The 26,763-nt window shown below is 41.7% G+C and carries 31 protein-coding genes; all 31 read left to right on the plus strand.

The genetic code is table 11. From position 1 onward, the window contains the following. The first annotated feature begins 29 nt into the window (after positions 1-29). The 31 genes from fliF (at position 30) to ACQCVH_RS05955 (ending at position 26,727) form a co-directional block, all read left to right on the plus strand. Positions 30-1,616, plus strand: a complete 1,587-nt coding sequence (gene fliF, locus ACQCVH_RS05805; RefSeq protein WP_426834835.1) for a flagellar basal-body MS-ring/collar protein FliF — start codon at positions 30-32, stop codon at positions 1,614-1,616. 11 nt (positions 1,617-1,627) lie between these two features. Continuing rightward, positions 1,628-2,641, plus strand: a complete 1,014-nt coding sequence (gene fliG / locus ACQCVH_RS05810) for a flagellar motor switch protein FliG (RefSeq protein ID WP_426834836.1) — start codon at positions 1,628-1,630, stop codon at positions 2,639-2,641. After that, positions 2,634-3,398, plus strand: a complete 765-nt coding sequence (gene fliH / locus ACQCVH_RS05815; protein WP_426834837.1) for a flagellar assembly protein FliH — start codon at positions 2,634-2,636, stop codon at positions 3,396-3,398. Before fliG ends, fliH begins: the two co-directional genes overlap by 8 nt. Next, complete coding sequence (fliI, locus tag ACQCVH_RS05820; RefSeq protein WP_426834838.1) at positions 3,399-4,727, plus strand: flagellar protein export ATPase FliI; 1,329 nt, start codon at positions 3,399-3,401, stop codon at positions 4,725-4,727. Further along, positions 4,717-5,160 (plus strand): flagellar export protein FliJ, encoded by a 444-nt coding sequence (fliJ, locus tag ACQCVH_RS05825; protein WP_426834839.1) that lies wholly within the window; start codon positions 4,717-4,719, stop codon positions 5,158-5,160. Before fliI ends, fliJ begins: the two co-directional genes overlap by 11 nt. Before the next feature lie 8 nt (positions 5,161-5,168). Further along, entirely contained in the window at positions 5,169-5,786 is a 618-nt protein-coding gene (locus ACQCVH_RS05830) for a MotE family protein (protein WP_426834840.1), read from the plus strand. 13 nt (positions 5,787-5,799) lie between these two features. Beyond that, positions 5,800-7,128 carry a flagellar hook-length control protein FliK gene (locus tag ACQCVH_RS05835; protein ID WP_426834841.1) on the plus strand — a complete coding sequence of 443 codons (1,329 nt, stop codon included), beginning with the start codon at positions 5,800-5,802 and terminating at the stop codon, positions 7,126-7,128. 8 nt (positions 7,129-7,136) lie between these two features. Beyond that, a complete protein-coding gene (gene flgD / locus ACQCVH_RS05840; protein WP_426834842.1) occupies positions 7,137-7,772 on the plus strand; it encodes a flagellar hook assembly protein FlgD in 636 nt (211 codons plus the stop codon). 17 nt (positions 7,773-7,789) lie between these two features. Next, positions 7,790-8,179, plus strand: a complete 390-nt coding sequence (locus ACQCVH_RS05845) for a TIGR02530 family flagellar biosynthesis protein (RefSeq protein ID WP_426834843.1) — start codon at positions 7,790-7,792, stop codon at positions 8,177-8,179. A 78-nt stretch (positions 8,180-8,257) separates the two neighbouring features. Further along, positions 8,258-9,187 carry a flagellar basal body rod protein FlgG gene (gene flgG, locus ACQCVH_RS05850; protein WP_426834844.1) on the plus strand — a complete coding sequence of 310 codons (930 nt, stop codon included), beginning with the start codon at positions 8,258-8,260 and terminating at the stop codon, positions 9,185-9,187. A gap of 49 nt (positions 9,188-9,236) precedes the next feature. Then, positions 9,237-9,452, plus strand: coding sequence for a flagellar FlbD family protein (locus tag ACQCVH_RS05855; RefSeq protein ID WP_257990625.1), 216 nt, complete (start codon positions 9,237-9,239; stop codon positions 9,450-9,452). Further along, positions 9,442-9,870, plus strand: coding sequence for a flagellar basal body-associated protein FliL (gene fliL / locus ACQCVH_RS05860; protein WP_257990626.1), 429 nt, complete (start codon positions 9,442-9,444; stop codon positions 9,868-9,870). Before ACQCVH_RS05855 ends, fliL begins: the two co-directional genes overlap by 11 nt. A gap of 38 nt (positions 9,871-9,908) precedes the next feature. Then, positions 9,909-10,907, plus strand: a complete 999-nt coding sequence (gene fliM, locus ACQCVH_RS05865) for a flagellar motor switch protein FliM (protein WP_094767452.1) — start codon at positions 9,909-9,911, stop codon at positions 10,905-10,907. Then, on the plus strand, positions 10,897-12,114 hold the full coding sequence (fliY, locus tag ACQCVH_RS05870) for a flagellar motor switch phosphatase FliY (protein WP_426834845.1): 1,218 nt from the start codon (positions 10,897-10,899) through the stop codon (positions 12,112-12,114). Before fliM ends, fliY begins: the two co-directional genes overlap by 11 nt. Before the next feature lie 21 nt (positions 12,115-12,135). Beyond that, positions 12,136-12,498, plus strand: a complete 363-nt coding sequence (cheY, locus tag ACQCVH_RS05875; RefSeq protein ID WP_094767450.1) for a chemotaxis protein CheY — start codon at positions 12,136-12,138, stop codon at positions 12,496-12,498. A 22-nt stretch (positions 12,499-12,520) separates the two neighbouring features. Next, entirely contained in the window at positions 12,521-13,174 is a 654-nt protein-coding gene (locus tag ACQCVH_RS05880; protein WP_426834846.1) for a flagellar biosynthetic protein FliO, read from the plus strand. Continuing rightward, positions 13,167-13,832, plus strand: coding sequence for a flagellar type III secretion system pore protein FliP (fliP, locus tag ACQCVH_RS05885; protein ID WP_094767449.1), 666 nt, complete (start codon positions 13,167-13,169; stop codon positions 13,830-13,832). Before ACQCVH_RS05880 ends, fliP begins: the two co-directional genes overlap by 8 nt. Positions 13,833-13,844: 12 nt before the next feature. Continuing rightward, positions 13,845-14,114, plus strand: coding sequence for a flagellar biosynthesis protein FliQ (gene fliQ / locus ACQCVH_RS05890; RefSeq protein ID WP_094767448.1), 270 nt, complete (start codon positions 13,845-13,847; stop codon positions 14,112-14,114). Positions 14,115-14,118: 4 nt separating this feature from the next. Beyond that, complete coding sequence (gene fliR / locus ACQCVH_RS05895) at positions 14,119-14,895, plus strand: flagellar biosynthetic protein FliR (RefSeq protein ID WP_257990630.1); 777 nt, start codon at positions 14,119-14,121, stop codon at positions 14,893-14,895. Continuing rightward, complete coding sequence (gene flhB, locus ACQCVH_RS05900) at positions 14,895-15,980, plus strand: flagellar biosynthesis protein FlhB (protein ID WP_426834847.1); 1,086 nt, start codon at positions 14,895-14,897, stop codon at positions 15,978-15,980. The genes fliR and flhB overlap by 1 nt, the downstream gene beginning before the upstream one ends. Positions 15,981-16,021: 41 nt before the next feature. After that, a complete protein-coding gene (gene flhA, locus ACQCVH_RS05905; protein WP_257990632.1) occupies positions 16,022-18,058 on the plus strand; it encodes a flagellar biosynthesis protein FlhA in 2,037 nt (678 codons plus the stop codon). Next, positions 18,055-19,170, plus strand: a complete 1,116-nt coding sequence (flhF, locus tag ACQCVH_RS05910) for a flagellar biosynthesis GTPase FlhF (RefSeq protein WP_426834848.1) — start codon at positions 18,055-18,057, stop codon at positions 19,168-19,170. Before flhA ends, flhF begins: the two co-directional genes overlap by 4 nt. Further along, positions 19,167-20,036, plus strand: coding sequence for a MinD/ParA family protein (locus tag ACQCVH_RS05915; protein WP_426834849.1), 870 nt, complete (start codon positions 19,167-19,169; stop codon positions 20,034-20,036). The genes flhF and ACQCVH_RS05915 overlap by 4 nt, the downstream gene beginning before the upstream one ends. Before the next feature lie 7 nt (positions 20,037-20,043). Continuing rightward, a complete protein-coding gene (locus ACQCVH_RS05920; protein WP_426834850.1) occupies positions 20,044-21,138 on the plus strand; it encodes a protein-glutamate methylesterase/protein-glutamine glutaminase in 1,095 nt (364 codons plus the stop codon). Between the two features lie 21 nt (positions 21,139-21,159). Further along, on the plus strand, positions 21,160-23,202 hold the full coding sequence (locus tag ACQCVH_RS05925) for a chemotaxis protein CheA (protein WP_426834851.1): 2,043 nt from the start codon (positions 21,160-21,162) through the stop codon (positions 23,200-23,202). A 30-nt stretch (positions 23,203-23,232) separates the two neighbouring features. Next, complete coding sequence (locus ACQCVH_RS05930) at positions 23,233-23,694, plus strand: chemotaxis protein CheW (protein ID WP_426834852.1); 462 nt, start codon at positions 23,233-23,235, stop codon at positions 23,692-23,694. Beyond that, a complete protein-coding gene (locus ACQCVH_RS05935) occupies positions 23,691-24,332 on the plus strand; it encodes a chemotaxis protein CheC (RefSeq protein ID WP_426834853.1) in 642 nt (213 codons plus the stop codon). Before ACQCVH_RS05930 ends, ACQCVH_RS05935 begins: the two co-directional genes overlap by 4 nt. After that, on the plus strand, positions 24,325-24,822 hold the full coding sequence (locus tag ACQCVH_RS05940; protein WP_426834854.1) for a chemotaxis protein CheD: 498 nt from the start codon (positions 24,325-24,327) through the stop codon (positions 24,820-24,822). The genes ACQCVH_RS05935 and ACQCVH_RS05940 overlap by 8 nt, the downstream gene beginning before the upstream one ends. A 151-nt stretch (positions 24,823-24,973) precedes the next feature. Beyond that, positions 24,974-25,738: a FliA/WhiG family RNA polymerase sigma factor gene (locus ACQCVH_RS05945; RefSeq protein WP_426834855.1), complete on the plus strand. Its 765-nt coding sequence runs from the start codon at positions 24,974-24,976 to the stop codon at positions 25,736-25,738. 24 nt (positions 25,739-25,762) lie between these two features. After that, the gene (locus ACQCVH_RS05950) at positions 25,763-26,041 is read left to right on the plus strand and encodes a hypothetical protein (RefSeq protein ID WP_426834856.1); all 279 of its coding nucleotides are present in this window, start codon (positions 25,763-25,765) and stop codon (positions 26,039-26,041) included. Between the two features lie 11 nt (positions 26,042-26,052). Further along, positions 26,053-26,727, plus strand: coding sequence for a hypothetical protein (locus ACQCVH_RS05955; RefSeq protein WP_426834857.1), 675 nt, complete (start codon positions 26,053-26,055; stop codon positions 26,725-26,727). The last annotated feature ends 36 nt before the right edge of the window (positions 26,728-26,763 follow it).

The raw sequence follows: 26,763 nt of genomic DNA on the forward strand, positions 1-26,763 counted from the left end.
GAAATAAACAGACTAACCGGGGGATTGTAATGAAAGAGTCGTTTCAAAAATACTTAAATCCTATAAAAGAATACTGGCAGAGCCGGTCAAAAAAACAAAAAACTCTTTTGCTGGGGTCTATCTTATTGTTATTTGGTCTTATTGCAGCAGGAGTTCTATTAGCATCCAGAACAACGATGGTTCCGCTATACAGCAATTTATCACCATCCGAAACCGGAGCAATTAAAGAGAATCTGGATGGAAGAGGCATCTCCTCCGAAATCTCGGATGGAGGGACAACAATCAATGTTCCTGAAGAAATGGTCGATACCCTGAAAGTTGAACTTGCAGCTGAAGGGATACCTAAATCAGGGAGTATTGATTACTCATTTTTCAGCCAGAATGCCGGAATTGGGATGACAGAAAATGAATTTAATGTTTTAAAGCTTGATGCCATGCAATCAGAGCTCTCGAACCTTATAAAAGGCATAGATGGCATAAATGATGCAAAAGTAATGGTTAACCTTCCCGAAAAAGGCATTTTTATCGCAGACCAAACTGAAACAGCTTCTGCATCAATAGTGCTGAACACAAAACCAGGATACCAGTTTGAGGAATCACAAATAAAGGCCTTATATCATCTTGTATCTAAAAGTGTTCCTAATCTTCCTACTGAGAATATCGTCATCACCAATCAGTTCTTTGAATATTTCGATCTGAAAGATGGCGGGAATGATACATCAGGATCAACCTTTGCTGCTCAGCATGAAATTAAAAAGCAAATTGAACGAGATGTACAGCGGCAGGTACAAAGTATGCTTGGGACACTGATGGGGCAAGAAAAGGTTGCTGTTTCTGTTACCGCCGATATTGACTTTACCCAGGAAAACAGAGAAGAAAACCTCGTTCAGCCTGTGGATGAAGAAAATATGGAAGGAATTGCAGTGAGCGCTAAAAAAATCACTGAAACTTTCACTGGAAATGGCGCAGCCGCAGCTGGAGTTGCCGGAGCAGGGGAAAATGAAGTAGCAAATTACCCTGAAGGTGCAGAAGGTTCTAATGGCGATTATGAAAGAATAGAAGAAACGATCAATAATGAAGTAAATAAAATCCGAAAAGAAATAATAGAAAGTCCATACAAAGTGCGGGATCTTGGAATCCAGGTTATGGTTGAGCCGCCAGAAGCAGATGATCCAACCTCCCTGCCGCAGGATCGGGTCGACGATATTACCCAGATGCTCGGTTCAATTGTCAGAACTACGATTAATAAAGACACGATGGAAAACGAATTGACCGATGAAGAATTACAGAACAAGATAATGGTATCTGTTCAGCCATTTAATGGAAAAGTTGAATTTGCGGAATCTCCTGAAGCATCCATCCCTTGGTGGATATACGCAATAGGTGCGGCACTTCTGATTATCATAATCATTTTGGTCATTTTATTTATCCGCTCAAGGAAAAAATCTGATGCTATTGAAGATATTGAAGAAGTATACGACCCTATCACGGTTCCTGACGTTAATGAGGAACAAGAAACTGAAGGAAGCATGCGCCGCAAGCAGCTTGAAAAAATGGCAAGAGAAAAACCGGAAGATTTCGCCAAACTTTTAAGATCATGGATAGCTGAGGATTAGGAGGAAGAGAAGTGGCAAAAAACCAAAAAGAACTCACTGGTAAGCAAAAAGCTGCAATACTTCTAATCTCGCTAGGTCCGGATGTTGCTGCTTCCGTTTATAAACACCTTAGTGAGGAAGAAGTAGAAAAGCTGACGCTAGAAATTTCAGGGGTAAGGACAGTGGAATCTCAGTCAAAAGAGAGTATATTGGAAGAGTTTCACAATATAGCACTTGCTCAGGATTATATCTCCCAAGGGGGGATTGGATATGCAAAAACGGTACTTGAAAAAGCACTGGGACAGGATCAAGCCTCTATAATCATTAACCGGCTTACTTCCTCCCTTCAGGTGCGGCCGTTTGATTTTGCAAGAAAGGCAGATCCTGCCCAGATTCTGAACTTTATTCAGAACGAACACCCGCAAACCATTTCACTTATCCTTTCTTATCTGGACTCTGCCCAGGCAGGACAGATATTATCAGAGCTGCCGCAGGAAATGCAGGCTGATATAGCGAGAAGGATTGCTGTAATGGACAGCACCTCACCGGAAATTATCAATGAAGTTGAGCAAATTCTGGAAAGGAAGCTCTCAGCCACTGTTACGCAGGATTATACCCAGACTGGCGGAATAGAAGCTGTCGTAGATGTGCTGAATGGTGTTGACAGAGCAACGGAGAGAACAATTCTGGATGCGCTTGAAATCCAGGATCCTGAATTGGCAGAAGAAATTAAGAAAAGAATGTTTGTATTCGAAGATATTGTTACCCTGGACAGCCGTGCCATTCAAAGAGTTATTCGTGATTGTGAAAGTGAAGACCTGATGCTTGCTTTGAAAGTTTCCAGTGATGACGTTAAAGATATTGTCTTCAAAAATATGTCGACACGTATGGTAGAAACGTTTAAGGAAGAAATGGAATTCATGGGACCTGTCAGGCTTCGGGATGTTGAGGAAGCCCAATCAAGAATAGTGGCTATCATCCGCCGCCTGGAAGAGACCGGAGAAATAGTGGTTGCCCGCGGCGGAGGGGATGACATCATTGTCTAGGCTAATAAAATCATTCAGGGCTGAACCGGAAGTATCGGATCAGAAGGTAATTTCCATTAAGAGTATAACGGGAATTACAGCCAATAAAAATGAAGCAGAATCACCAGCGGAAAACAGTAAGGACTATTTAAAAATAATAAATGATGCCCAGGCTGAGGCTGAGAACATTGTAGAAAAAGCAAAAAGACAGTCTGAAGAAATTTTATCTGCTGTCTATGATGAAAAAGCAGCCTTTGAAAATGAAAGGCAGCAGGCTTTTATGAAAGCCTCAGAAGAAGGATTCAACTATGGAAGAGAAGAAGGGCACAAAGCAGGATTTAAGGAGTATACAGATAAGATCCTGGATGCAGAGAAAATAATCGATGCGGCAAAAACGGATTATTTATCATATATAGAGTCGGCGGAAGAAGTAATTCTCAGGCTTGCATTAAAGGCGGCTGAAAAGGTAGTAGGGAAATCACTTGAAGAAAATCAGGATTTGTTTATCTCCTTTATAAAAAACTCTTTGTATGAAGCAAGAGAAGCGGAACGCGTTAATTTGCTGGTGCATCCGGATCAGTATCAGTTGCTTCTCGAAAGCAAACAAGAACTGGAAGCTGTCTTTCCGCGGGAAACCTCGCTGCACATTTATCCTAATACGGAAGTGAAGGCGGACGGCTGTATTTTAGAAACGCCTTCTGGAAGGATTGACGCTGGTGTAACGAGCCAGCTGGAAGAGCTTAAAATAAAATTGGTTGAGATGCTGGAGCGTGAATAGATGAAGGCAGCAGATCTCATAGATCGCATAAATGAAATCAGTACGTTTAAGAGATATGGAAAAGTCAAAAGGGTTATAGGTTTAATGATCGAATCGCAAGGGCCTGAAAGCTCTATCGGAGATGTCTGCTATATACACGCCAGCAGCCGTGGAAACAAAATAATAAAAGCAGAAGTTGTAGGGTTTAAAGAAGAAAACATAATCCTCATGCCCTTTACGTCCATCACGGAAATTTCACCTGGAAGCCTCGTGGAGGCTACACTCAAGCCATTGGAAGTTAAAGTGGGGGCCGGTTTGGTTGGAAGTGTGATAGACGCATTGGGGCTTCCGCTGGATGGATCTCCGCTGCCAAAGGGACTTTCTAATGTACAAACAGAGCAGGAGCCTCCCAACCCGCTTGAGAGACCGCCAATTACAGAACCCATAGAGGTTGGTGTAAGGATGATTGATAGTTTGCTGACCGTTGGGAAAGGCCAGAGGGTCGGTATCTTTGCTGGAAGCGGCGTTGGGAAAAGTACTTTATTGGGAATGGCAGCGAGAAACACAACTGCTGACCTGAATGTTATTGCTCTGATTGGTGAGCGGGGCCGTGAAGTAAGGGAATTTATAGAAAAGGATTTAGGCCCTGAGGGTTTAAAGAAATCGATAGTGGTCGTAGCAACGTCTGATCAGCCCGCATTAATGAGAATTAAAGGAGCATATACTGCCACTGCAATAGCAGAGTACTTTAGAGATAAAGGCCTGAATGTAATGCTGATGATGGATTCGGTTACAAGGGTTGCGATGGCCCAGAGAGAAGTCGGCCTTGCAATTGGAGAGCCGCCAACAACAAAAGGATACACTCCATCTGTATTCTCAATCCTGCCTAAGCTTTTGGAGAGGACAGGCACTAATAAAAAAGGATCCATTACCGCCTTATATACAGTACTGGTTGATGGCGATGATATGAATGAACCTATTGCCGATACTGTGCGGGGCATCCTCGACGGCCACTTTGTACTGGATCGGAACCTTGCCAACAAAGGACAGTATCCAGCAGTCAATATTCTAAAAAGTGTAAGCCGCGTCATGAATGGGATTGTATCACACCAGCATACCCAGTCTGCGGAACAATTAAGGGCCAAATTAAGCACATATATCAACTCCGAGGATTTGATCAACATTGGTGCTTACAAAAAGGGTACATCAAGAGAAATAGACGAAGCTATCAATTTATACCCGCAAATTCTCTCTTTCTTTAAGCAAGGTACGCACGAGCCAGTTTCCATGGAGCAAAGCATCCGGCAACTGCATCAATTAATGGGCAATGGTGATGGATATGACTTATAATTTCCGTTTTGACAAAATTCTCTCCGTAAAAAATAGAGAAAAAGAAGAAGCATTGGATGTTTATAACCAGTCTGTGAAACGGTTTGAAGAAGCGGCAGAAGCTTTATTCGAACTGTTAAAGAAAAAAGAGGATTTAGAAGGCTACCAGAATGAAAGACTGTTGAATGGCCTCCCTGTACAGGAAATAAGGCACCATCAATTTTTTATCAATAACCTGGAAAAGACTATAGATCACTATCAAAAAATGGTTATAAACACGAGGACGCATATGGTATATCACCAGGAAAGACTGGTAGAGAAAAATATAGAAGTGAAGAAATATGAAAAAATAAAAGAAAAAGATTTATATTCCTTTATTGAAGATATGAAGCTTACAGAAAGCAGGTTAATGGATGATATCTCAATTCAATCATATATGAATCGAGAGAGGTAGTGGCTGACATGGCAAAAACTTTGGAAGACAAAGAGGAGAAAAAGGGAAGCAAATTCCAAACGTTTATAATTATCATTTTTATACCGATTCTCTTTGCAGTTGCATTAACATTAATCATTTTAACCGTTTCAGGCATAAACGTATTTGATTCGGCTAAAGAAATCAGCGGGAAAATACCATTTGTTTCTTCCTACTTTGAAGCGGAAGAAACTGCTACTCCGGAGGAAACCGAAGCAAAAATAGTCGATCTTCAGGCTGGCATACAAGATAGAGAGGCAAAGTTAGAACAGCTTGAAAAGCAAATGCAGTCAAAAGAAGATGAAATCAGCCAGTCGGCGGCAGAGAAAGAGCAGCTTCAGCAGCAGATTGACGAGCTCCTGGCCATTCAGGAGGAAAATAAAAAGGCTTTTAAAGAGATCATTGCAACCTATGAGCAGATGTCAGCTAAAAAAGCAGCCCCTATCATCGAAAATTTAAATGATTCAGAAGCATTGAAAATCATGTCCAGTATGAAGCCAGATACACTCGCTTCCATCATGGAAAATCTAGAACCGGAGAATGCTGCCAGATATACTGAACTTTTAACCAATGAAACTGAAGGAGCCGCCTCAGGCGGACAGAATTAAAGGAGGTGAAAATGTGCAGATTGAACGATTAGGGGCTCTTGCTGCTTTATTGGGAGAGCCAAAGGGAGCGGCTGCTGAAAATAATCTGTTTAAGGGGTTAATGGAAGCAAGCTTGAACGGGGCATTGCCTGGAGAAAGCATAAAAACCAAGGATCCTGCAAGTTTATTTCTGTCCCAGGCTGAAACGGAATCACTCAGCCGATTGCTCTCAGCTGAAGACGTAATCGAACTGGAAGATGGAGTTTCTATTTTGGACAGAATTATGGATGGGAATGAAGAAGATTTTGCATTAATCCTGGATATCCTGAACCTTGATGATAGCCAGCTAAAAGATTTGGCTGGCAAACTTCAATCGCTGCTGGCAGAAATGAATGAAGACTTTCAGTCTATTGTTAAAAAAACTCAGGCAGATATAGCTGAAAAAGGACTTAAGCAAACAGAAGCGGTAGAGGCTGAAGAATCTTCTGTAAGTGATTCTGGCGAAAACGTTATTTCAAGCCTGCTCAGTTCATTGAGTTTATTGCTTCAGAGCAAACCTGAGAAAATTTTCAACAAACTTGAGGCGGGTGATCTTTCAAATGCCCTGAAATTTCTAAAGGCATATGATTTGGTAGCACAAGCGAAAGGGGATTTTCCTCTTGAATCAAAGCTGAACAGTATGCTAAAAGAAATGGTGCCAGTAGCCCAGCAGCTGATTGTTCCAGCAAACAATCAGGGAAGAAATACTTATGTGCAAAACCTTTTTACCCAGGTTTCCAGAGAATTAAACGCTAATCTGAAAATAAATTCCACAGAATCCTCTGGATCCGGCCAATCAAATGTTCAAGTGAAAGAAGTAAATGCAGGATTGCCTTTCTTTCAGCTGAACCAGATGACAAAACCTGAACAGCTCTCATTAATGCTGGAAAAGCAAGGAAAGCAGGTATCTGCTGACGACTTGATCCAGCAATTTGAAAGCATATTATCAAAAAGCCAGTTTACCAGATCAGGAGGAATTCAAAAGCTATTCCTGAAATTGTATCCTGAACACCTGGGATCTATCCGGATTGAGCTGATACAAAAGGACTCTACAGTGATGGCAAAGATCCTTACGTCTACAGGAAGTGCTAAAGACCTGCTTGAATCGCAAACTGCTTCTTTAAAGCATGCTCTAGGTTCACAGAATATACAGGTGGACAAAATTGAGATAGCCCTGCAGACAGGCAACGGAGAAAGAGCGTATAACCGTGAGGGCAGCGGCAGCCAGCAAAACAGGCAGCACCAAAAGGAGTCAGAAGCAAAAGAACAAAACGAGAATTTTAATGATGCTTTAGAGGAAGTGTTATTAAATACTGAGGTATAGGTGATGAAATGGCAAATACAATCGATCCTTCTCTGATGCTGGCAAACTACCAAAAACCGGAGAGGAAGACGGGAAATGATATTTTAGGCAAAGATGACTTTTTAAAAATCCTAATGGTTCAGCTTCAGAATCAGGATCCGACAAATCCTCTTCAGGACAAAGATTTTATTGCCCAAATGGCTACTTTTTCCTCATTGGAGCAAATGACCAATATGAGCAAATCAATGGATAAATTTGTTCAGATGCAAGAACAGAATACTATAGTTTCATACAGCCAATTTGTAGGCAAGGAAGTTACATGGCACAAGCTGGATGAAACACAAGATCCAACTTCAGAAGATGCCGTTCAGACAGGTACTGGTGTAATAGACTCAGTTAAGTTTGTAAATAACAGTGTTGTGTTTGTAATGGAAGACGGCAGCACACTGGAGCCGGCTAATATTTCCGAGGTGAATTCCTCCTCAAGGACGAATAGTATGCTTGAATCCAGCATGCTGATCGGTAAAACAGTCAATTATCTGGACGATGCGGGCAATGAAGCTGCAGCTGTCGTAAAAGCTGTTTCATTTAAAGATGGAAAGACAATGTTCCATCTTGACAACGATGCTTCCATTGCAGCTAAACAAATTTCCAGAATCGAGTAGACAAGGGAAGTGAGTGGATGGATAAGCCGATCTTCCGGCCGCTTCAATCACATCTTTCCACAATAAATGAGATAGCCGGAAAAAAAAGCGCCGTTCCATTCAATAAGAACAGCTTTTCGCAGCATCTCCATAACGCGTTAGGTTCCGGGAAACAGCTGTCGATCAGTAAACATGCACAAGAACGGATAACCCAAAGAGGCATTGTCATTGATAAAGGCGTGTGGCAGAAGATTGAAGGCAAGGTGCAGGAAGCAAAAAGCAAGGGCGTAAGTGAATCCCTGGTTTTGTTAAAGGATGCGGCCCTGATTGTAAGCGCGAAGAATAATACAGTTATCACTGCTATGAAAAGAAAAGAAGCTGCTGATCAGATTTTCACGAATATAAATGGAACCATTATTATTGACTAATAATTTTCAGCTGGACCTTAAATGGAGGCTGAGGCTGCGGAATGATCGAAGCAGCCAATAAGAAGGGAGCAATCAACTATGTTGCGTTCAATGTATTCAGGTATAAGCGGTATGAAGAATTTTCAAACCAAGCTGGATGTTATAGGAAACAATATTGCCAATGTAAATACTTACGGGTTTAAAAAAGGAAGGGTCATCTTCAAGGATATGATGAGCCAGACTATTTCCGGTGCCAGCGGCCCGACTGCTGCAAGAGGCGGTGTAAATGCTAAACAGGTAGGACTAGGCGCTCAAATGGCAGCCATAGATACCATGCATGAAGGCGGAAGCCTCCAGACTACCAACAGGGTGCTTGACTTGGCGGTTTCAGGAGACGGATTTTTCCAGGTGGGGAATGCTGATGCGGCTGCCGGTTTCAATAATATTAGCTTTACAAGGGCTGGGAATTTTTATATGGACGAAAATGGAAGTCTAGTTAACAGCGATGGTCTTTATGCTGTCGGATTTTCAGCTGCTGCCGGTCAGGCTGACCCAACTCAAGTAGCTTATCCGGAACCAGATCAAATGAATGGTACAATTGACAATACTAACCAGCCGCCACAGTATACAGGTGGCAGTGCAACTCCCCAATATGGGCCTATCACAATCCCTACTGATGCAAAAAGCATGAGCATTGGTAAAGATGGTTCTGTGACTTTTGTTGACAAAGATGGAGAACTGAAATGGGCAGGACAGCTAGTGCTCGCAAAATTTCCTAATGCAGGCGGTTTGGAGAAAATCGGAAACAATATGTTCCGTCAGACAAACAACTCTGGAACTCCTATACTGAACTTTGCAGGCAAGGACGGAATCGGCACAACAGAATCAGGTTTCCTTGAAATGTCCAATGTTGACCTTTCAGAAGAATTCACTGAAATGATCGTAGCGCAAAGAGGATTCCAGGCCAACACGAAAATTATTACAACTTCCGATGAAATACTCCAGGAGCTTGTAAATTTAAAACGTTAAGCTAAAGGGGGATAAGGGTTAAAGATCAATTTTCTTTAACCCTCTAAATTTGATTAAATTAACTAGATTAAACGGAAAGCCATTTACCATCAATGCATTATTTATTGAAGTAATTGAATCCTTTCCAGATACAACCATTACCCTTACAAATGGAAGGAAATATGTTGTCAAGGAAACGGAAGCTGAGGTAGGCAGGCTGTCAAAAGCCTTCTATCAATCTGTAAGTCTTTTGGGCAGGGATTGCGAGGAAGAAGATGAAAAATAATAAACTGGTAATGATTATGCTGATCATATTAATTGCGATAACCCTTGTCGGGGCAGTAGCCCTGGTTGTTGTCATGAAGTTTACGGGCGAGGAGAAGGATAAGGAACCTTCTATTGAAGAAGTACTGGAAGCCTCTGTCGATATAACGGAAATAACCACCAATCTGGCGAGCGATGATTTGATTCGCATTTCTTTCAAGGTACAGACTGACAATAAGAAAGCTAAGGAAGAGCTCGAAAAACGGGATTTTCAGGTAAAGAATATCATTATCGAAGAGCTGTCAGAAAAAAATGCAGATGAACTCCAGGGCAAGGAAGGGAAGCAGAGTCTGCAGGACGATTTAAAAACAAAAATTAATTCATTAATGCAGGAAGGTAAAGTAGAGAAGGTGTATATTACTGAGTCTCTCCTCCAATAACAGAAAAGCTTGGATTAATGAGTAGGAGGTGAGGTTTTTTGGCGGGAGAGGTATTATCTCAAAATGAAATTGATGCATTGCTCTCAGCAATAAATACTGGCGAGATGGATGCAGATGAACTCAAAAAAGAGCAATTCGAGAAAAAAGTGAAAGTTTATGATTTTAAGAGGGCACTGAGATTCTCCAAAGATCAGATCCGAAGCCTGACAAGGATCCATGAAAATTTTTCAAGGCTTTTAACGACCTTTTTCTCTGCTCAACTGAGAACACATGTACAAATATCGGTCGCTTCGGCAGATCAGATTCCATATGAAGAGTTTATCAGATCGATACCAAAAATGACGATTCTGAATGTATTGGAAGTTCCTCCTCTTGATGGAAGAATGATCATTGAAGTGAATCCCAATATAGCTTATGCTGTCATGGACCGGTTGATGGGCGGGAAGGGATCCAGCCTTAATAAGGTGGATACGCTCACTGAAATTGAAACTAAAATCATGTCCAATACTTTCGAGAGGGCCTTTGAAAGCCTCAGGGAGGCATGGCTCAACATAACGGAAATAGATCCGATTTTAGCAGAGTTCGAGGTTAACCCTCAATTCCTTCAGATGGTTTCTCCAAATGAAACAGTAGTCGTCATTTCCTTGAATACTACAATTGGCGAAACAAGCGGGATGATCAATATTTGTATACCGCATGTAGTGCTGGAACCGATCATTCCTAAGCTCTCAGTCCATTATTGGATGCAGACAGAGAAGAAAGAAAGAGAGCCGGAAGAGCTGAACCGTCTGGAGAAGAACCTGGAAAAAGCTGAGCTGCCGCTATCTGTTGAGCTGGGCATTTCAGAAATAACAGTTCAGGATTTCCTGATGCTGGATGGCGGGGATGTTATTGAGCTCAACCAGGCAATTGATGCACCATTGCGGATTAAAATCGGGGATATTCCTAAATTTTATGGCCAGCCTGGTAAAGTAAATAAGAAATTAGCCATTCAGATACTTGATACATTTAAGGGGGGAGACAGCAATGATGAGTGATGACATGCTTTCACAAGATGAAATAGATGCCCTGTTAAAAGGGACTGACGATGATAGTTCCGATACTGTTTTTAACGTTGAGGACTATTTGACTGGCATGGAGCAGGACGCGCTGGGAGAAATAGGGAATATTTCATTTGGCAGTTCAGCCACTGCGCTTTCCACACTTCTGAGCCAAAAGGTGGATATTACTACACCAGCGGTCACTGTGCTGGATGTGACATCACTTAAGGATGAATTTCCACATCCTTATGTTGCCATACAGGTCAGCTACACGGAAGGCTTTTCAGGCAGCAATCTTCTGGTTATTAAACAGGAAGACGCGGCTATAATAGCAGACTTGATGCTTGGAGGCAGCGGTAAAGATCCAGCCGACTTATTAGGGGAAATCCAGCTTAGTGCAGTACAGGAAGCGATGAATCAAATGATGGGTTCAGCTGCAACCTCAATGTCTACGATTTTCAGCAAGAAAGTTGATATTTCGCCTCCTTCAATAGATATCCTGAATGTTGAAGCGGGTGAAGGAACCGATAGAATCCCGGATGATGATATGATTGTAAAGATCTCTTTCCGGCTGCGTATCGGGGATTTAATAGATTCTAATATCATGCAGGTGCTTCCGCTCAACTTTGCGAAAAGCCTGGTGCATGAGCTTATGAATCCAGAGAGTATGCAAAAAGATGAGACTGTGGAGCTTAAAAAGGAACAAGCACCGGCAGCCGGCAGCAATTCAGGCATGCAGCATAACGGGCAAAGCACCTCCCCATTACAGGGACATCAAATGCCTGAGAACCGGGATGTATACAGGCAGCCAGAGCAGCAGGCCCAAGTTCAGCAGCCGAGCAGCCCTCAGCACTTTGGTGCAGCATACCCGGGGACCCAGCAGCCGCAGGTTCAACCCGCAGCTTTCTCAAATTTTGAAACTCACCAGCTGCAGGAAACTGAGACCAAGAACCTTGATATGCTTCTGGACATCCCGCTCCAAGTCACAGTAGAACTTGGAAGAACCAAGCGTTCTGTAAAAGATATTCTTCAGCTTTCAGCAGGATCGATTGTTGAACTGGATAAGCTGGCAGGAGAGCCTGTTGATATCCTGGTTAACAGCAGATTGATTGCAAAAGGTGAGGTTGTAGTTATAGAAGAGAACTTTGGCGTAAGAGTTACAGACATTATAAGCCAGAGCGATAGAATAAAAAAATTAAGATAAAAGCTGGAGGTTGTGTAAAAAATGGCGAACAAAATCCTTATCGTAGATGATGCAGCATTCATGAGAATGATGATTAAAGATATCCTTACCAAAAATGGTTTTGAAGTTGTGGGAGAAGCTGCTGATGGTGCCCAGGCAGTTGAAAAATATAAAGAAAGCCAGCCAGACCTGGTGACGATGGATATTACAATGCCAGAAATGGATGGCATCACTGCACTGAAGGAAATCAAAAAAATCAATCCTGGAGCTAAAGTCATCATGTGTTCCGCCATGGGTCAGCAGGCGATGGTAATTGATGCGATTCAGGCAGGAGCTAAAGACTTCATTGTAAAGCCATTTCAGGCGGACAGAGTCTTGGAAGCTATCAACAAAACGCTGGGATAAAGAAATAGAGGGTGCTTTATTAGTGTCAAATAAATATAAACTAATAGTAATGCTATTAATGGCTGTATTCGTTCTGCAAGGCTTTCATTCCAAAGCCTTTGCAGAGCAGCTGAATAAAAGTGTAAACGAATGTATTTCTAATCCTGAAAGCTGCTCTCAGCCGGAATCTTCCCGGGAAAAGACTCCTGGAGCAGAAGCAGGAAAGGTCGGCATCGGAGTATGGGATACCGTTAAAATGCTCACAGCGACAGCATTTGTAATCGCATTGCTCTATTTAATGCTTAAATTCATCAATTCTAAATCCAGAAGCCTGAAATCCTCTCAAATAGTTGAAAATCTTGGCGGTACTTCCCTCGGTTCAAACAAAAGCATTCAAGTGGTCAAAGTTGGAAAACAGCTTTTGATTGTGGGAGTAGGAGAAGATATAAGGCTTCTGAAAGAAATCCAGGAAAAAGATGAGTATGAGGAAATTCTTGCTGAATATAACAGAAAAACAGAACAACTGATCCAGCCAAGCGATATTGTGACAAGAGTTATCAAAAGAACGAAAGCTAAAAAGGAAATAAATGTGCAAAAAAGCTTTAAATCTGAACTCAAAAGCCAGCTGGAAGATATGAAGAAGGAAAGAAATAGTTTATATAAAGAACTTCAGAAGGGCCAGAATAAAAATGAATGAAGTAATGGAGATTTTTAATACAAGTTCACCTGAAAATGTGTCAACTTCAGTTAAGTTACTGCTGCTTTTGACTGTCCTTTCACTGGCGCCAAGCATTCTAATTTTAATGACTTGTTTTACAAGAATTATCATTGTTCTTTCTTTTGTCAGAACTGCGCTTGCAACCCAGCAAATGCCTCCCAATCAGGTCCTGGTAGGCTTATCACTATTCCTGACATTCTTTATTATGGCACCAATATTTCAGCAAGTGAACGAACAGGCGTTAACTCCATTATTTAATGAGGAAATCACCCTGGAGGAGGCTTATGACAAAGCTTCCGTACCATTCAAGGAATTCATGAGCGTCCATACAAGGCAGAAAGACCTTGCATTATTTTTAGAATACTCTAATGCAGAAACGCCGGAGTCCATCGAAGATATACCGCTTACAACTTTGGTTCCGGCATTTGCCATCAGTGAAATCAAAACTGCTTTTCAAATCGGTTTTATGATTTTTATACCTTTTTTGGTCATTGATATGGTGGTTGCCAGTGTGCTAATGTCCATGGGTATGATGATGCTTCCGCCGGTAATGATATCATTGCCATTTAAGATATTGTTGTTTGTACTTGTTGACGGATGGTACTTAGTTGTCAAATCTCTACTACAAAGTTTTTAAGCAGGTGTAATAATGACTCCCGAAACAGTTATATCAATAGCAGAGCGCGGCATCATGAGTGTACTCTTGGTATCAGGCCCATTGCTGATTTTAGCTTTGGCTGTCGGATTAATTGTCAGTATTTTTCAAGCTACAACCCAAATCCAGGAACAAACGCTTGCTTTTGTCCCAAAGATTGTTGCGGTCCTATTGGGGATTGTCTTTTTTGGCCCCTGGATGCTCAGTCATATACTTTCTTATACTAATGAAATTTTCTCGAATTTAACGAGATTTGTAGGCTGATTGTATGCAAGAAATACTTCAAGGATTCCCAGTATTTCTCCTGGTTTTTATCAGAGTGACGTCATTTTTCCTGCTGCTGCCGCTTTTTTCTTACCGATCGATACCGAATTCCCATAAAATTGGACTCGGATTCTTTCTTGCCTGGACCATATTTTATACGATAGATGCTCCCCTGATAGAAATAAATGAAGCATTTTTTTTATTAGCTATAAAAGAAGCGCTCGTCGGTTTAGCTGTTGGCTTTTGTGCATATTTGATGCTTTCAGCAATCCAGATTGCAGGAGGTTTCATCGATTTTCAAATGGGTTTTGCCATTGCCAATGTTGTTGATCCCCAAACCGGAGCCCAAAGCCCGCTGACTGGCCAATATTTATATACAGTTTCGCTGTTCTTCCTGCTTATGGTTAATGGCCATCATCTTCTGCTGGACGGAGTCTTTTACAGCTATCGGGTCATCCCGCTTGATAGCGGATGGATCCCTTTTGGGAGCAGCGGCATGGCAGAATATCTAATTCGTTCCTTTAATTCCATGTTTATCATTGCGTTTCAATTATCAGCCCCTGTGGTGGGAAGTCTTTTTCTTGTCGATATCGCATTAGGCATTGTGGCAAGGACTGTGCCCCAGCTTAACGTTTTCGTGGTGGGCCTTCCATTGAAAATCGGTGTAGGATTTGTAGTGCTGATATCTGTTATGAGCATATTGATGCTTGTCGTTTCCCAGCTCTTCGGTACAATGGCTGTAACAATGAGAGGGCTTATGGACATAATTGGAGGACCATGATGACTGCATATATAAAGTTGGATCTGCAATTCTTTGCAGGTGAAAAAACGGAAAAGGCTACACCTAAGAAGCGGCAGGATTCCAGGAAAAAAGGGCAGGTCGCGAAGAGCCAGGATGTCAATACCGCAATCGTGCTTCTGGCAGTGTTTCTCATATTAACCTTTACCGGCGGTTATTTGAAGAATATTATTATGTTCCTGCTCACTCATTCCTTTCAGGAATTTATGCATATGGAACTGACCCAAAGCAATGTACAGACTATCTATTTAACGATTTTGAAAGAGCTTTTCTTATTTTTGGCTCCTATTATGATCGCAGCGGTCATTGCCGGGGTGGCTGCAAATTATATGCAGGTAGGCTTTTTGTTTTCCACTGAATCGATTCAGTTTAAGCTGGAAAAAATTGATCCTATCAAAGGGTTCAAAAGAATATTTTCGGTTCGGGCCATTGTTGAGCTGCTGAAATCGATTTTAAAAATATCATTCGTTGGAGCTATAACATTTGCAGTTTTATGGTTCAGGAAAGAAGAGATTCTTCTCCTTTCCCAGAAACCGGTTGGAGCTTCCTTGGAAACGGTGGCTAGCTTGACTGTCCAAATGGGCTTAACCGCTTCTGCCGCACTTTTATTCTTATCCATACTGGATTATTTATATCAAAAGTACGATTTTGAAAAAAACATCAGGATGTCAAAACAGGATATAAAAGACGAGTATAAAAATGTTGAGGGCGATCCTCTGATAAAATCGAAAATTAAGCAGAGGCAGAGAGAGATGGCTATGAGGAGAATGATGCAGGAAGTCCCTCAAGCTGACGTTGTCATTACAAATCCGACTCACTTTGCCGTGGCTTTAAAATATGATGATACCAAAAATGATGCCCCGTATGTTGTGGCTAAAGGTACAGACCATGTTGCTCAAAAGATTAAATTAATTGCAAAAGAAAATGATGTGGCGACGATTGAGAACAGGCCATTGGCCAGGGCTCTTTACAGCCAGGCAGACATAGGCAGTGCGATTCCTGAGGAGTTTTTTAAAGCGGTCGCTGAAATTCTGGCTTATGTATACAGACTCAAGAATAAAATATAGGCCGGATTAATGATTAATGTACAGGTTAAGGGGAGAGCGTAATGTCAGGAAGAGATTTATCAGTAGTCTTTAGTGTTATTTTGATAGTTGCCATGCTTATTATCCCTTTTCCATCCTGGCTATTGAGCATATTGATTATCATGAATATATCATTAGCGCTGCTAGTACTTTTAATATCGATGAACATGAGTGAACCGCTTCAATTTTCCATCTTTCCCTCCCTCCTGCTCCTTTTGACCCTGTTCAGATTAGGATTGAATGTATCGACCACTCGTTCCATTCTATCAAAGGGAGAAGCTGGAGGAGTTGTCGATACATTCGGGACGTTTGTTGTTGGCGGCAATATCATTGTTGGGATGGTTGTATTCTTAATTTTGATTATTATTCAGTTCATTGTCATCACCAAAGGTTCTGAGAGGGTATCTGAAGTAGCTGCAAGATTTACGCTTGATGCTATGCCAGGGAAGCAGATGAGCATTGATGCCGACCTGAATGCAGGGATGATTTCAGAGCATGAGGCGAGAGAACGCAGAGAAAAGGTTAGCCGGGAAGCTGACTTCTATGGCTCCATGGATGGTGCCAGTAAATTTGTTAAAGGGGATGCCATTGCCGGTATTATCATTGTCCTAATCAATTTAATTTTTGGTATAGTGATAGGCATGATGCAGCAAGGGCTGAGCATAGCAGATGCGGCAAGCAGGTATTCCCTTCTTACAGTTGGCGACGGGATCGTAAGCCAGATTCCAGCGTTATTAATTTCGACAGCTACAGGTATCGTAGTTACCCGTGCTGCCTCTGATGGGAATCTTGGCAGCGATATTACAAGGCAAATGCTTGCCTATCCTAAGATGCTCTACGTTACAGGGGGAACGATTTTTCTTTTGGGTCTTTTCACACCCATCAGTAATCTTTTAACCTTCCCTATTGCAGGTTTATTCATTTTTGGAGGCTATATGTTTTCCAGAATGCCTGATGATGATAAAGAACAGCTGTTAGATTTGGAAGAGGGAGAGGAAACAGCAGAATTGAAGAGTCCTGAAAGTGTGGTCAATCTTCTGAATGTCGATCCAATTGAATTTGAATTTGGCTACGGGCTGATACCTTTAGCTGATACAAATCAGGGCGGAGACCTCCTTGATCGGATTGTAATGATCCGCAGGCAGCTGGCGATAGAACTCGGACTGGTCATTCCCGTGGTAAGGATCAGGGATAATATACAGCTGCAGCCAAATGAGTATAGACTGAAGATCAAGGGAAATGAAGCAGCAAAGGGAGAATTGCTCCTTGATCACTATCTTGCTATGAGCCCTGGTATAGAAGATGATTCGATTGAAGGTATTGATACTGTTGAGCCTTCATTTGGATTGCCTGCGAAATGGATAACCGAGGAGGTAAAAGAGCAGGCAGAAATATTTGGCTACACGGTTGTCGATCCTCCATCTGTCGTATCCACTCATATTACGGAGATTATTAAAAATAATGCTCATGAGCTTTTAGGCAGACAAGAAACAAAGCAGCTGATTGATCATTTGAAGGAAAGCTATCCAATTTTAGCAGACGAAGTTACACCTGCCCCTCTTTCGGTCGGTGAAGTACAAAAAGTGCTAGGAAAGCTTTTAAGAGAAAATGTTTCTGTCAGAAATCTTCCAATTATTTTTGAAACTCTGGCTGATTATGGAAAAGTGACCTCTGATACAGATTTGCTTGCAGAGTACGCCAGACAGGCGCTTGCAAGACAAATAACCAATCAGTACTCCCAGGAAGGGGAGGCATTGAAAGTGATAACTGTTTCAGGAAGGATTGAAAAGCTGATCGCAGAAGGAATTCAGCAGACTGAGCATGGAAATTATCTATCCATTGACCCGGCAGAATCGCAGAGAATACTAGAATCAATTGCTGGAAATATTGAACAGCTGTCATTGATGGAACAGACACCTATAATTTTATGCTCGCCGGCAGTCAGGATGTACGTACGCCAGCTGACCGAAAGATATTTCCCTCATGTTCCTATTCTTTCATATAATGAACTCGAAGCAAATGTTGAGGTTCAAAGCATAGGGGTGGTGAATTTAGATTGAGAGTCAAGAAATTTACAGCAGATACAATGAACGAGGCAATGGATCTTGTAAGTAAAGAGCTTGGCAAGGATGCAGTCATACTTAATTCCAAAGTTGTCGAAACCAGCGGCTTCCTGGGTTTTTTTAAAAAGAAAAAAGTAGAGTTATTTGCAGGCATTGACCCTATGAACCGCATGGAACAGCCTAAACAGAAGGAAAAGTTCAATTTGGATGCAAAGTTCTCAGACTCAAATGCTTCCAGACCAAAAAAGAAGTTTGCGAATATGGAAAAGGAAGTGCCAGCACCGGTCATTAAACATTCGAGCGGAGAGTTCCGGATTCCAGAACCATTGGCTGAGATTAAAGATAAACTCTATCGCCAAGGTCTTGAACCTGAGTTTATCCAGCCTTTGCTGGATAAGCTTATGGCCAAATGGTATGCAGAAAACGGCCAGGATTCAGAGCTTTTAAGGGAGTGGCTTAAAGAGACCCTGATTTCTTCAATGGCCGGAATAGATTTTGGCGGCACCGATTTCACCAAGAAATTTATACACATTGTCGGCCCCACTGGAGTGGGGAAAACCACTACCATCGCCAAGCTGGCTGCAGAAAGCATCATGAAATATAACAAAAAAACCGCTTTTATCACAACAGACACCTACCGGATAGCAGCTGTTGAACAGCTTAGAACATATGCTCAAATCCTTAATATACCTTTAGAAGTCTGTTATACCGCGGAAGATTACAGGGGAGCGTCAGAAAGATTGGCTGAATACGATGTAATATTAGTCGATACGGCGGGAAGAAACTTTAGAAATTCTGAATATGTAGAAGAGCTGAAGGAACTCTTTGACTTAAAGGCGCAAACAGAAACCCTCCTGGTGCTTTCACTTGCTTCTAAATTTGAGGATATGGAAGAAATCTTCAAACAGTTCTCTCTGCTTGGAATTGATAGGCTGATTTTTACAAAGCTGGATGAAACCGCAACTTATGGATCAATGTTCAATCTGATGGCTAGGCATAAAATCGGAGCTGCGTATATGACTAATGGACAAAATGTCCCAGATGATTTATTGGAAGCCAATGCCGCCTTAACAGCGGATATCTTAATCAAGGCATTGATGAAAGAATGAAGGACCAGGCCGAAAATTTAAGACGTCAACTCTCCAGGGGACCGGAAACAAGAATTGAGTCCAAAACCCTGGCCGTAATCAGCGGCAAGGGAGGAGTCGGCAAGACAAACTTTACATTGAATTTTGCTTTATCGCTGGCGGCAAAAGGCCATTCTGTTTTAGTAATGGATATGGATATTGGAATGGGTAATTTAGATATTCTTCTGGGAAGCTCATCAAGATTCAATATCACCGATTTTTTTCAAAAGAATGTACCTCTTTCCGAAGTGATTACCAGAGGGCCAGAAGGGCTGGATTACGTTACCGGAGGGTCTGCGCTTGGTTCTTTGATGAAGTTAAGCAGCGCGGATTTAACTCGTTTTGAGGAGCAGTTCACAGCTCTCATAGGCAGGTATGATTATATCTTGCTTGATATGGGAGCGGGTATTTCAGAAGAATCGCTGCAATTTATTCTGTCAGTAAATGAAATCATTGTGATTGTAACTCCAGAGCCAACTTCTATTATGGATGCTTATTCAGCAATAAAGTATATTAATATCCAAGACTCGGAAATCCCTGTGAGCCTTGCCATTAATAGATCATTTTCTGCTGCAGAAGGGAGAAGCATCTATGCGAGGCTTAATAACGCGCTGGAAAAATTTCTTGGTAAATCTGCAGGCCTCCTGGGAATAATCCCGGACGATAAAAAAGTCCAGGAAGCGGTTATAAAACAAGTTCCCTTTCTGCTCTACAGCCGCAATTCTCCTGCATCAAGGGCCATCAGCAATATTGCAGAGGACTATACGGGAAAATCAACAGAACGCGCTGCCAAGCCGGCTTCGCATTTTGTGTCAAAACTAAAGCAACTTTTTTTATTAAGGCAGTGATACAGATTTGAAAAAGATAAAGGTTCTCATAGTAGATGATTCAGCTTTTATGAGGAAATTGATTTCCGATTTTCTGAGTGAATCACCATATATTGATGTCATCGGGACTGCAAGGAACGGTTTGGACGCTTTGGATAAAATAAAGCAGCTGATGCCTGATGTTATTACAATGGATATAGAGATGCCTGTAATGAACGGGATGGAAGCGTTAAAGCAAATTATGAAGCAGCATCCCATTCCGGTCATCATGCTGTCGAGCACCACTCAGGAGAGTGCAGACAATACTTTGCTGGCCCTTCAGTATGGTGCATTAGATTTTATAGCCAAGCCTTCAGGCTCAATATCGCTTGATCTTTACAAGGTAAAAGAGGAATTATGTGAAAAAGTTATATCAGCAAGCAAGGTTCAGCTAAAAAGACTAAATTATTTTCCTGATCAAGGAAATAATAATATCAATAGATTAAATGATTATAGTAAAATAGAACTAAGTAGAATTTCTCATATCAACCTGGCTAAAAGAAATCAGCAGGGAAAAAAGAAAATAATCTGTATAGGAACCTCTACTGGCGGACCGCGTGCTCTTCAGCAGGTACTAAGAGATATGCCGAAATCTGTTCAGGCGCCAATCTTAATTGTACAGCATATGCCAGCCGGCTTTACAAAATCCCTGGCTTCCCGTTTGGATATGTTATGTGAAATAAAAGTGAAGGAAGCTGAACATAACGAGCTGCTGCAGGATGGAACAGCATATATTGCACCTGGCGGATATCATCTCAGAGTAAGCCAGCTTGATTCAGGCGTAAGAGTTGAGCTTGATCAGGATCTTCCCCGCAACGGCCACAGGCCATCTGTTGATGTCTTATATGAATCCATCAGCCGGTTAGAAGGGTATGAAAAAGTTGCAGTCATCATGACAGGCATGGGAACTGATGGAGCCAAAGGGCTGTCTCTTCTGAAGGAATCCGGGACAGTGAAAGCAATTGCTGAATCCAGGGAAACTGCAATAGTATATGGGATGCCAAGGGCAGCTGTTGAGACAGGTCTGATCGATGAGGTTCAAAATATCGAGAATATTACTACATCTATATTGAAATATGTTTAATTTCAAGGGGCGTGCCATAATATGGATATGAATCAGTATTTAGAAGTGTTTATTGAGGAAAGTAGAGAACATTTGCAGTCCTGCAATAAATATTTGCTGGAATTAGAAAGTAACCCAAATGACTTATCAATTGTTAATGAAATTTTTCGTTCTGCCCATACACTTAAAGGTATGTCGGCGACTATGGGGTACGAAGATCTTGCTAGTCTGACACATCAGATGGAAAATGTGCTGGATGCCCTTCGAAACCATAAAATAACTGTTACTCCTGAAATATTGGACGTTGTTTTTCTTGCGGTTGATTATCTGGAGGAGATGGTTCAATCCATCGCTGATGGCGGCAGCGGAAAAAAGGATGTTACGGATGCTGTTTCAAAATTGACACTCATCGAAAAAGGAGAGTCAATTGAGCCTTCTACTTCTTCAAGAGTAGAATCAGCAAGCGCTATTGCGGAGGCACCGGTTAAATCAAAAAGTTCATATGATGAATTTGAGCTTACTGTTTTGGAGCAGTCTGCAGAACAAGGTTTTCAGATTTTTGAAATTACTGTCGGCCTTCGCCCGGATTGCCTTTTAAAGGCAGCAAGAGTCTTCATGGTTTTCGAGGTTCTGGAGAAAATCGGCGAAGTGATTAAGTCTGCACCTTCTGTCGATCAGCTTGAGGAAGAGCAGTTTGACAGCGAATTTCTGGTGACTATTGTGACAAAGGAAACGAGCGAAGACGTTAAAAGCAAAGTGTTGAAGGTTTCTGAAGTTGAGTTGGCAGAAATTCAGCCGATCACTCTTGAGTCCATCAGGGGCGTTGACAAAAAAGAAGAAACTTCCGGCGATGCACTGGAGGTTAGCACTGTTCCAGCTGCTTCTTCTGCGGATGAACCAGTAGAGAAGAAGGAACAAAACAATTCTAAACAGTCCAGCAGTAAAACAATAAGAGTCAATATTGAAAGACTCGATATCCTTATGAATCTGTTTGAAGAGCTTGTAATTGACAGGGGCAGGCTTGAACAGATATCAAAGGAACTTAAAAACCAGGAACTGCAGGAAACAGTCGAGAGAATGTCAAGAATTTCAGGTGATTTACAGAATATTATCCTGAATATGAGAATGGTTCCGGTTGAGACAGTCTTCAATCGTTTCCCAAGAATGGTGCGCCAGCTGGCGAGAGATTTGAACAAGAAAATCGACCTTCAAATTCAAGGTGCTGAAACCGAGCTGGATAGGACAGTCATTGATGAGATTGGAGATCCGCTTGTTCACTTAATCCGCAATGCACTGGACCATGGTATTGAAAATCCGGAATCCCGGAGGGCAGCAGGCAAAGACGAAACGGGTACAGTAATCTTGAAGGCTTATCACAGCGGAAACCATGTTTTCATTGAGATCGAGGATAATGGAGCAGGAATAAACAGGGAAAGAGTACTTAATAAAGCTTTGAAAAATGGAATTGTTACTGAACAGATGGCTTCTGTCCTTTCTGATAAAGAAGTATATGAGCTGATTTTTGCCTCAGGCTTTTCTACCGCCGAAACGATATCTGATGTATCAGGCAGAGGTGTAGGGCTTGACGTTGTTAAAAGTAAAATTGAATCTCTTGGAGGAACAGTTTCAATTGATTCAACAGAAGGAAAAGGTTCTATTTTTTCAATTCAATTACCGTTAACACTTTCCATCATTTCTGTGATGCTTATTGAGATCCAGAGAGAGAAATTCGCTATACCGCTGTCTTCTATCATTGAGACGGCCATCGTAAAAAAAGAAGAGATACTGAAAGCCCATAATCAGAGTGTAATAGATTTCAGAGGAAAAGTTGTTCCGCTGATTGACTTGAAGAGTACTTTTGATGTGCCTGTATACAAAGAAGATGATGAGTATTATTCTGTTGTTATTGTCAGAAAAGGCGATAAAATGGCTGGGCTGATCGTTGATTCTTTCATAGGCCAGCAGGAGGTAGTGCTGAAATCGCTTGGTGATTATCTTACTAATATTTTTGCAATCTCCGGGGCTACAATTCTTGGAGATGGACAAGTTGCATTGATTGTCGACTGCAATGCTTTAATTAAGTGAAAAACAATTACAGGTTAAAGGAGCAATAAAATGACAGGCACTGCTGAGGATTTAAAGCTGATCATTTTTCAACTTAAAGATAAAGAATACGCCATCCAGGTGAATCAGGTCCGTTCAATAGAAAAGGTCCTGCATATCACAAGGGTCCCTGGAACACCTGAATTCGTAAATGGTGTAATTAATCTGCGTGGAGTAGTTACGCCGGTAATAGATTTAAGAAGCCGCTTCGGTTTGCAGCCCGAACCTTATTCTGATAACACAAGGGTGATTATAGCGGGAATAAATGATTTGGAAGTGGGCTTGATCGTTGATGGAGCAAATGACGTAATAGATGTTAATCCGGAGATTATCGAGCCGCCGCCATCCGTTGTGGGCAGCATAGATATCGAATATATCAGCGGAGTGATTAAGGTAGAGAAAAGGCTTCTGATTTTAATTGATTTAGAAAAAATTCTAGAAGGTGAAGACCTTTTGGTTAAAGCAGAAAAATGAAGGATGACTATATATCAAGGATAAAATCACTTCATTTAGATATCCTAAAGGAAATCGGGAATATTGGTGCTGGGAATGCAGCTACTGCCCTCTCCGCCCTGCTGGGCAGCAAGATTGAAATGAAAGTTCCGAGTGTACGGATTGTTTCCTTTGATGAAATGATGGATATGGCAGGGGGAGCTGAAAAAGTTGTTGCGAGTGTCTACCTCCGGATCGAAGGGGAAGCCCCTGGCAATATGTTTTTCATTCTCCCTGTAGAATATGCTGTCAGTTTCATCCGGCACATGACAGGAAACCATTCTTTCAGCTTCAGCCAGCTTTCAATGGATGAATTATCTGCTTCTGCTTTTCAGGAACTGGGAAATATTCTGGCTGGCTCATATCTTTCTGCTTTGTGTGATTTTACTAAAATGGACTTGTATCCTTCTGTGCCTTCTTTAAGAATAGATATGTTCGGGGCAATTATCAGCTTTGGATTAATTGAAATATCGCATGAAAGCGATTATGCCATAGTGATTGATACTGCGCTAAAAGATTCTTCTTTGCCGGACGATGTCAAGGGCCACTTCTTTTTGCTCCCGGATCCAGGTTCATTCAGCAGCTTTTTTGAATCTCTTGGAGTAGGATTACGTGACTAATATTCAGGATATTATAAAAGTCGGCATAGCAGATATGAATATCGTCAAATGTCCCCAAAAAATTAGAACTACCGGCTTAGGCTCGTGTGTTGGTGTAGTATTATATGATGAGTCAAAATGCTTGGCCGGCATGGCTCATATTATGCTTCCTGACTCTTCACTCGCCAGAAACAGCAGCTTCAAGCCGGCTAAGTATGCAGATACTGCATTGACTGAACTGGTTCAGAAGCTTAGGATCATGGGGGCAAGACCGAGTTATCTAAGGGCAAAGATTGCAGGAGGGGCCCAGATGTTCCAGTTTTCCACTGGGCCCGATAAGATGAGGATAGGTCCGAGGAATGTTGAAGCTGTGAAGTGTGCACTTTCAGAATTGAGGATTAAAATCATTTCAGAGGATACAGGAGGAGGCAGCGGGAGATCAATAGAATTTGATCCTCGAACCTCTGAACTATTGATCAGAACAGTCAATAAAGGGACTATGTGCATTTAATAGTAAATCCTCCAAAAAAATCAGCCTCTAGTAAAGATGGCTGATTTTTTTTGCCTGACCTTGTTTTTAGTATACTTGCTGTGTTTTTCAAATGTGTTTTTGATATAATTAAATAATTGATAATTTGGTTAATGGTTTAAGGAGGGTTTCCATGGATCTAGAATCAGCAGGAGAGGAACAAGTATACTGGGAAAAATGGACACATTTTCGTGACGCTTCTGCGGGGGACTATTTGATCAAAAAGTATATGCCTCTGGTCAGCTACCATGTTCAGCGCATTTCTGCTGGACTCCCCAAGAGTGTTTCCAGGGATGATCTCCGAAGCTTCGGCCTTATCGGGCTATACGATGCTATTGAAAAATTCGACCATAGCAGAGATTTGAAATTTGATACTTATGCCTCCTTTCGGGTGCGGGGCGCAATAATCGATGGATTAAGAAAAGAAGATTGGCTGCCAAGAAGCGCCAGGGAAAAAGCCAAGAAGATAGAGGCCGCCTCGGTGCAATTGGAGCAGAAGCTAATGAGAAATGTGACAGCAAAAGAAATAGGGGCTGAACTCGGTATAACAGAAGAAGAAGTATATGCTGCAATGACAGAGAACTTCTACGCCAATGTTCTATCAATGGATGAGAATCCTGCAGAACACGATGATAAAGAGGGACCTTCTTATAATCTAAGGGATGACAATACATTAACTCCTGAAGAAAATGTAATGAAAGAAGAGTTAATTTCTGATATGACTGCGCTCATCACCACATTGAACGAAAAGGAACAGCTTGTCATCAGTTTATTTTACAAAGAAGAGTTGACGCTTACTGAAATAGGGCAAGTCATGGGGCTATCCACTTCCAGAATCTCGCAAATTCATTCCCGTGCAATCTATAAATTGCGTGAATGCTTGGAAAAGGTAATGTAGAAATCCGGAAAAGGAGAATAGAAGATGAGCCTTCGACTTGTTGAACTGCAGGTAGCTCTCCCAAGAACCCTTGATGCCTCTAAAATGCAGCAGAAAATCGACCAATCGCCTTCTGTCGCCCATAATTTGGCTGCCGCAGCAATTAAGCAGACTGACAGAAAAAAGAAGGAGACTGTCTTAAAGTCTGAAAAGAAATCGAATTCAGGTTTGGGCATGGAATACAACAGGAATACGGATCTAAAAAAAGAATCAGAGATTGACCTACACCCTTATAAAGGGAAGTTATTTGACTTAAATGGATAGGTGTTTTGATGGTGAGTTTAATTATTGGTATAAGCATTATATTAAATGTCCTTGCACTGCTTGCAGTTGTTGTTTTGTATCAGCGTCAAAACAGACTGATTGAAATGGAAGAGAAGCAAAAAGAGACGATAAAGGATCTGGAAGAAACAATCTCAATGTTTATTCTGGAACTAAAGGAAGACAACGAGAAACTGATTTTTAAATTAAGAGAAATGCTCCCCTTACAATCAGACAGTCCTGAGGTAACACAAAAGGGCCATGTTCATCCAGGCAAAGAAGAGCCGGCCGGCTATAAAGGGAAACCCGGGCTGCTTAGTGCAGTCAAAGCATATAAAAATGCCGGAAAGTCTTATGAGGAAGGAAAAGCTGGATTCTCTCCAAACGGCCGTATTAGTGCAGAAGATTTGCCGGCAGGAAAAGAGGCACCGGTTAAAACTGAAGAACTTCAGGACATTCAGTTCCCTGAAGATATTGTCGAGTTTGGCGGGAACCTCATCCCCGATAATGAAGAGCCGCCTGCAGTTCCTGACGCAGGCAGCCAGTCCGGACAAGCGGCCGAAACTTTACTTGAACAGGCTCAAACCCTTCAGGAGCAGGGGTTTGCCGAAGAGGAGATAGCCAAAAAACTCGGCAGGGGAAAAACTGAAATATCACTATTATTGAAATTTCGTCAAAATCGGCAGTAATAACTTGATTGTAAAAGTCACTTGTGCTATATTTAC

Source organism: Bacillus infantis, from assembly GCF_050107595.1.
In the GTDB taxonomy this organism is placed as follows: domain Bacteria; phylum Bacillota; class Bacilli; order Bacillales; family Cytobacillaceae; genus Bacillus_AB; species Bacillus_AB infantis_C.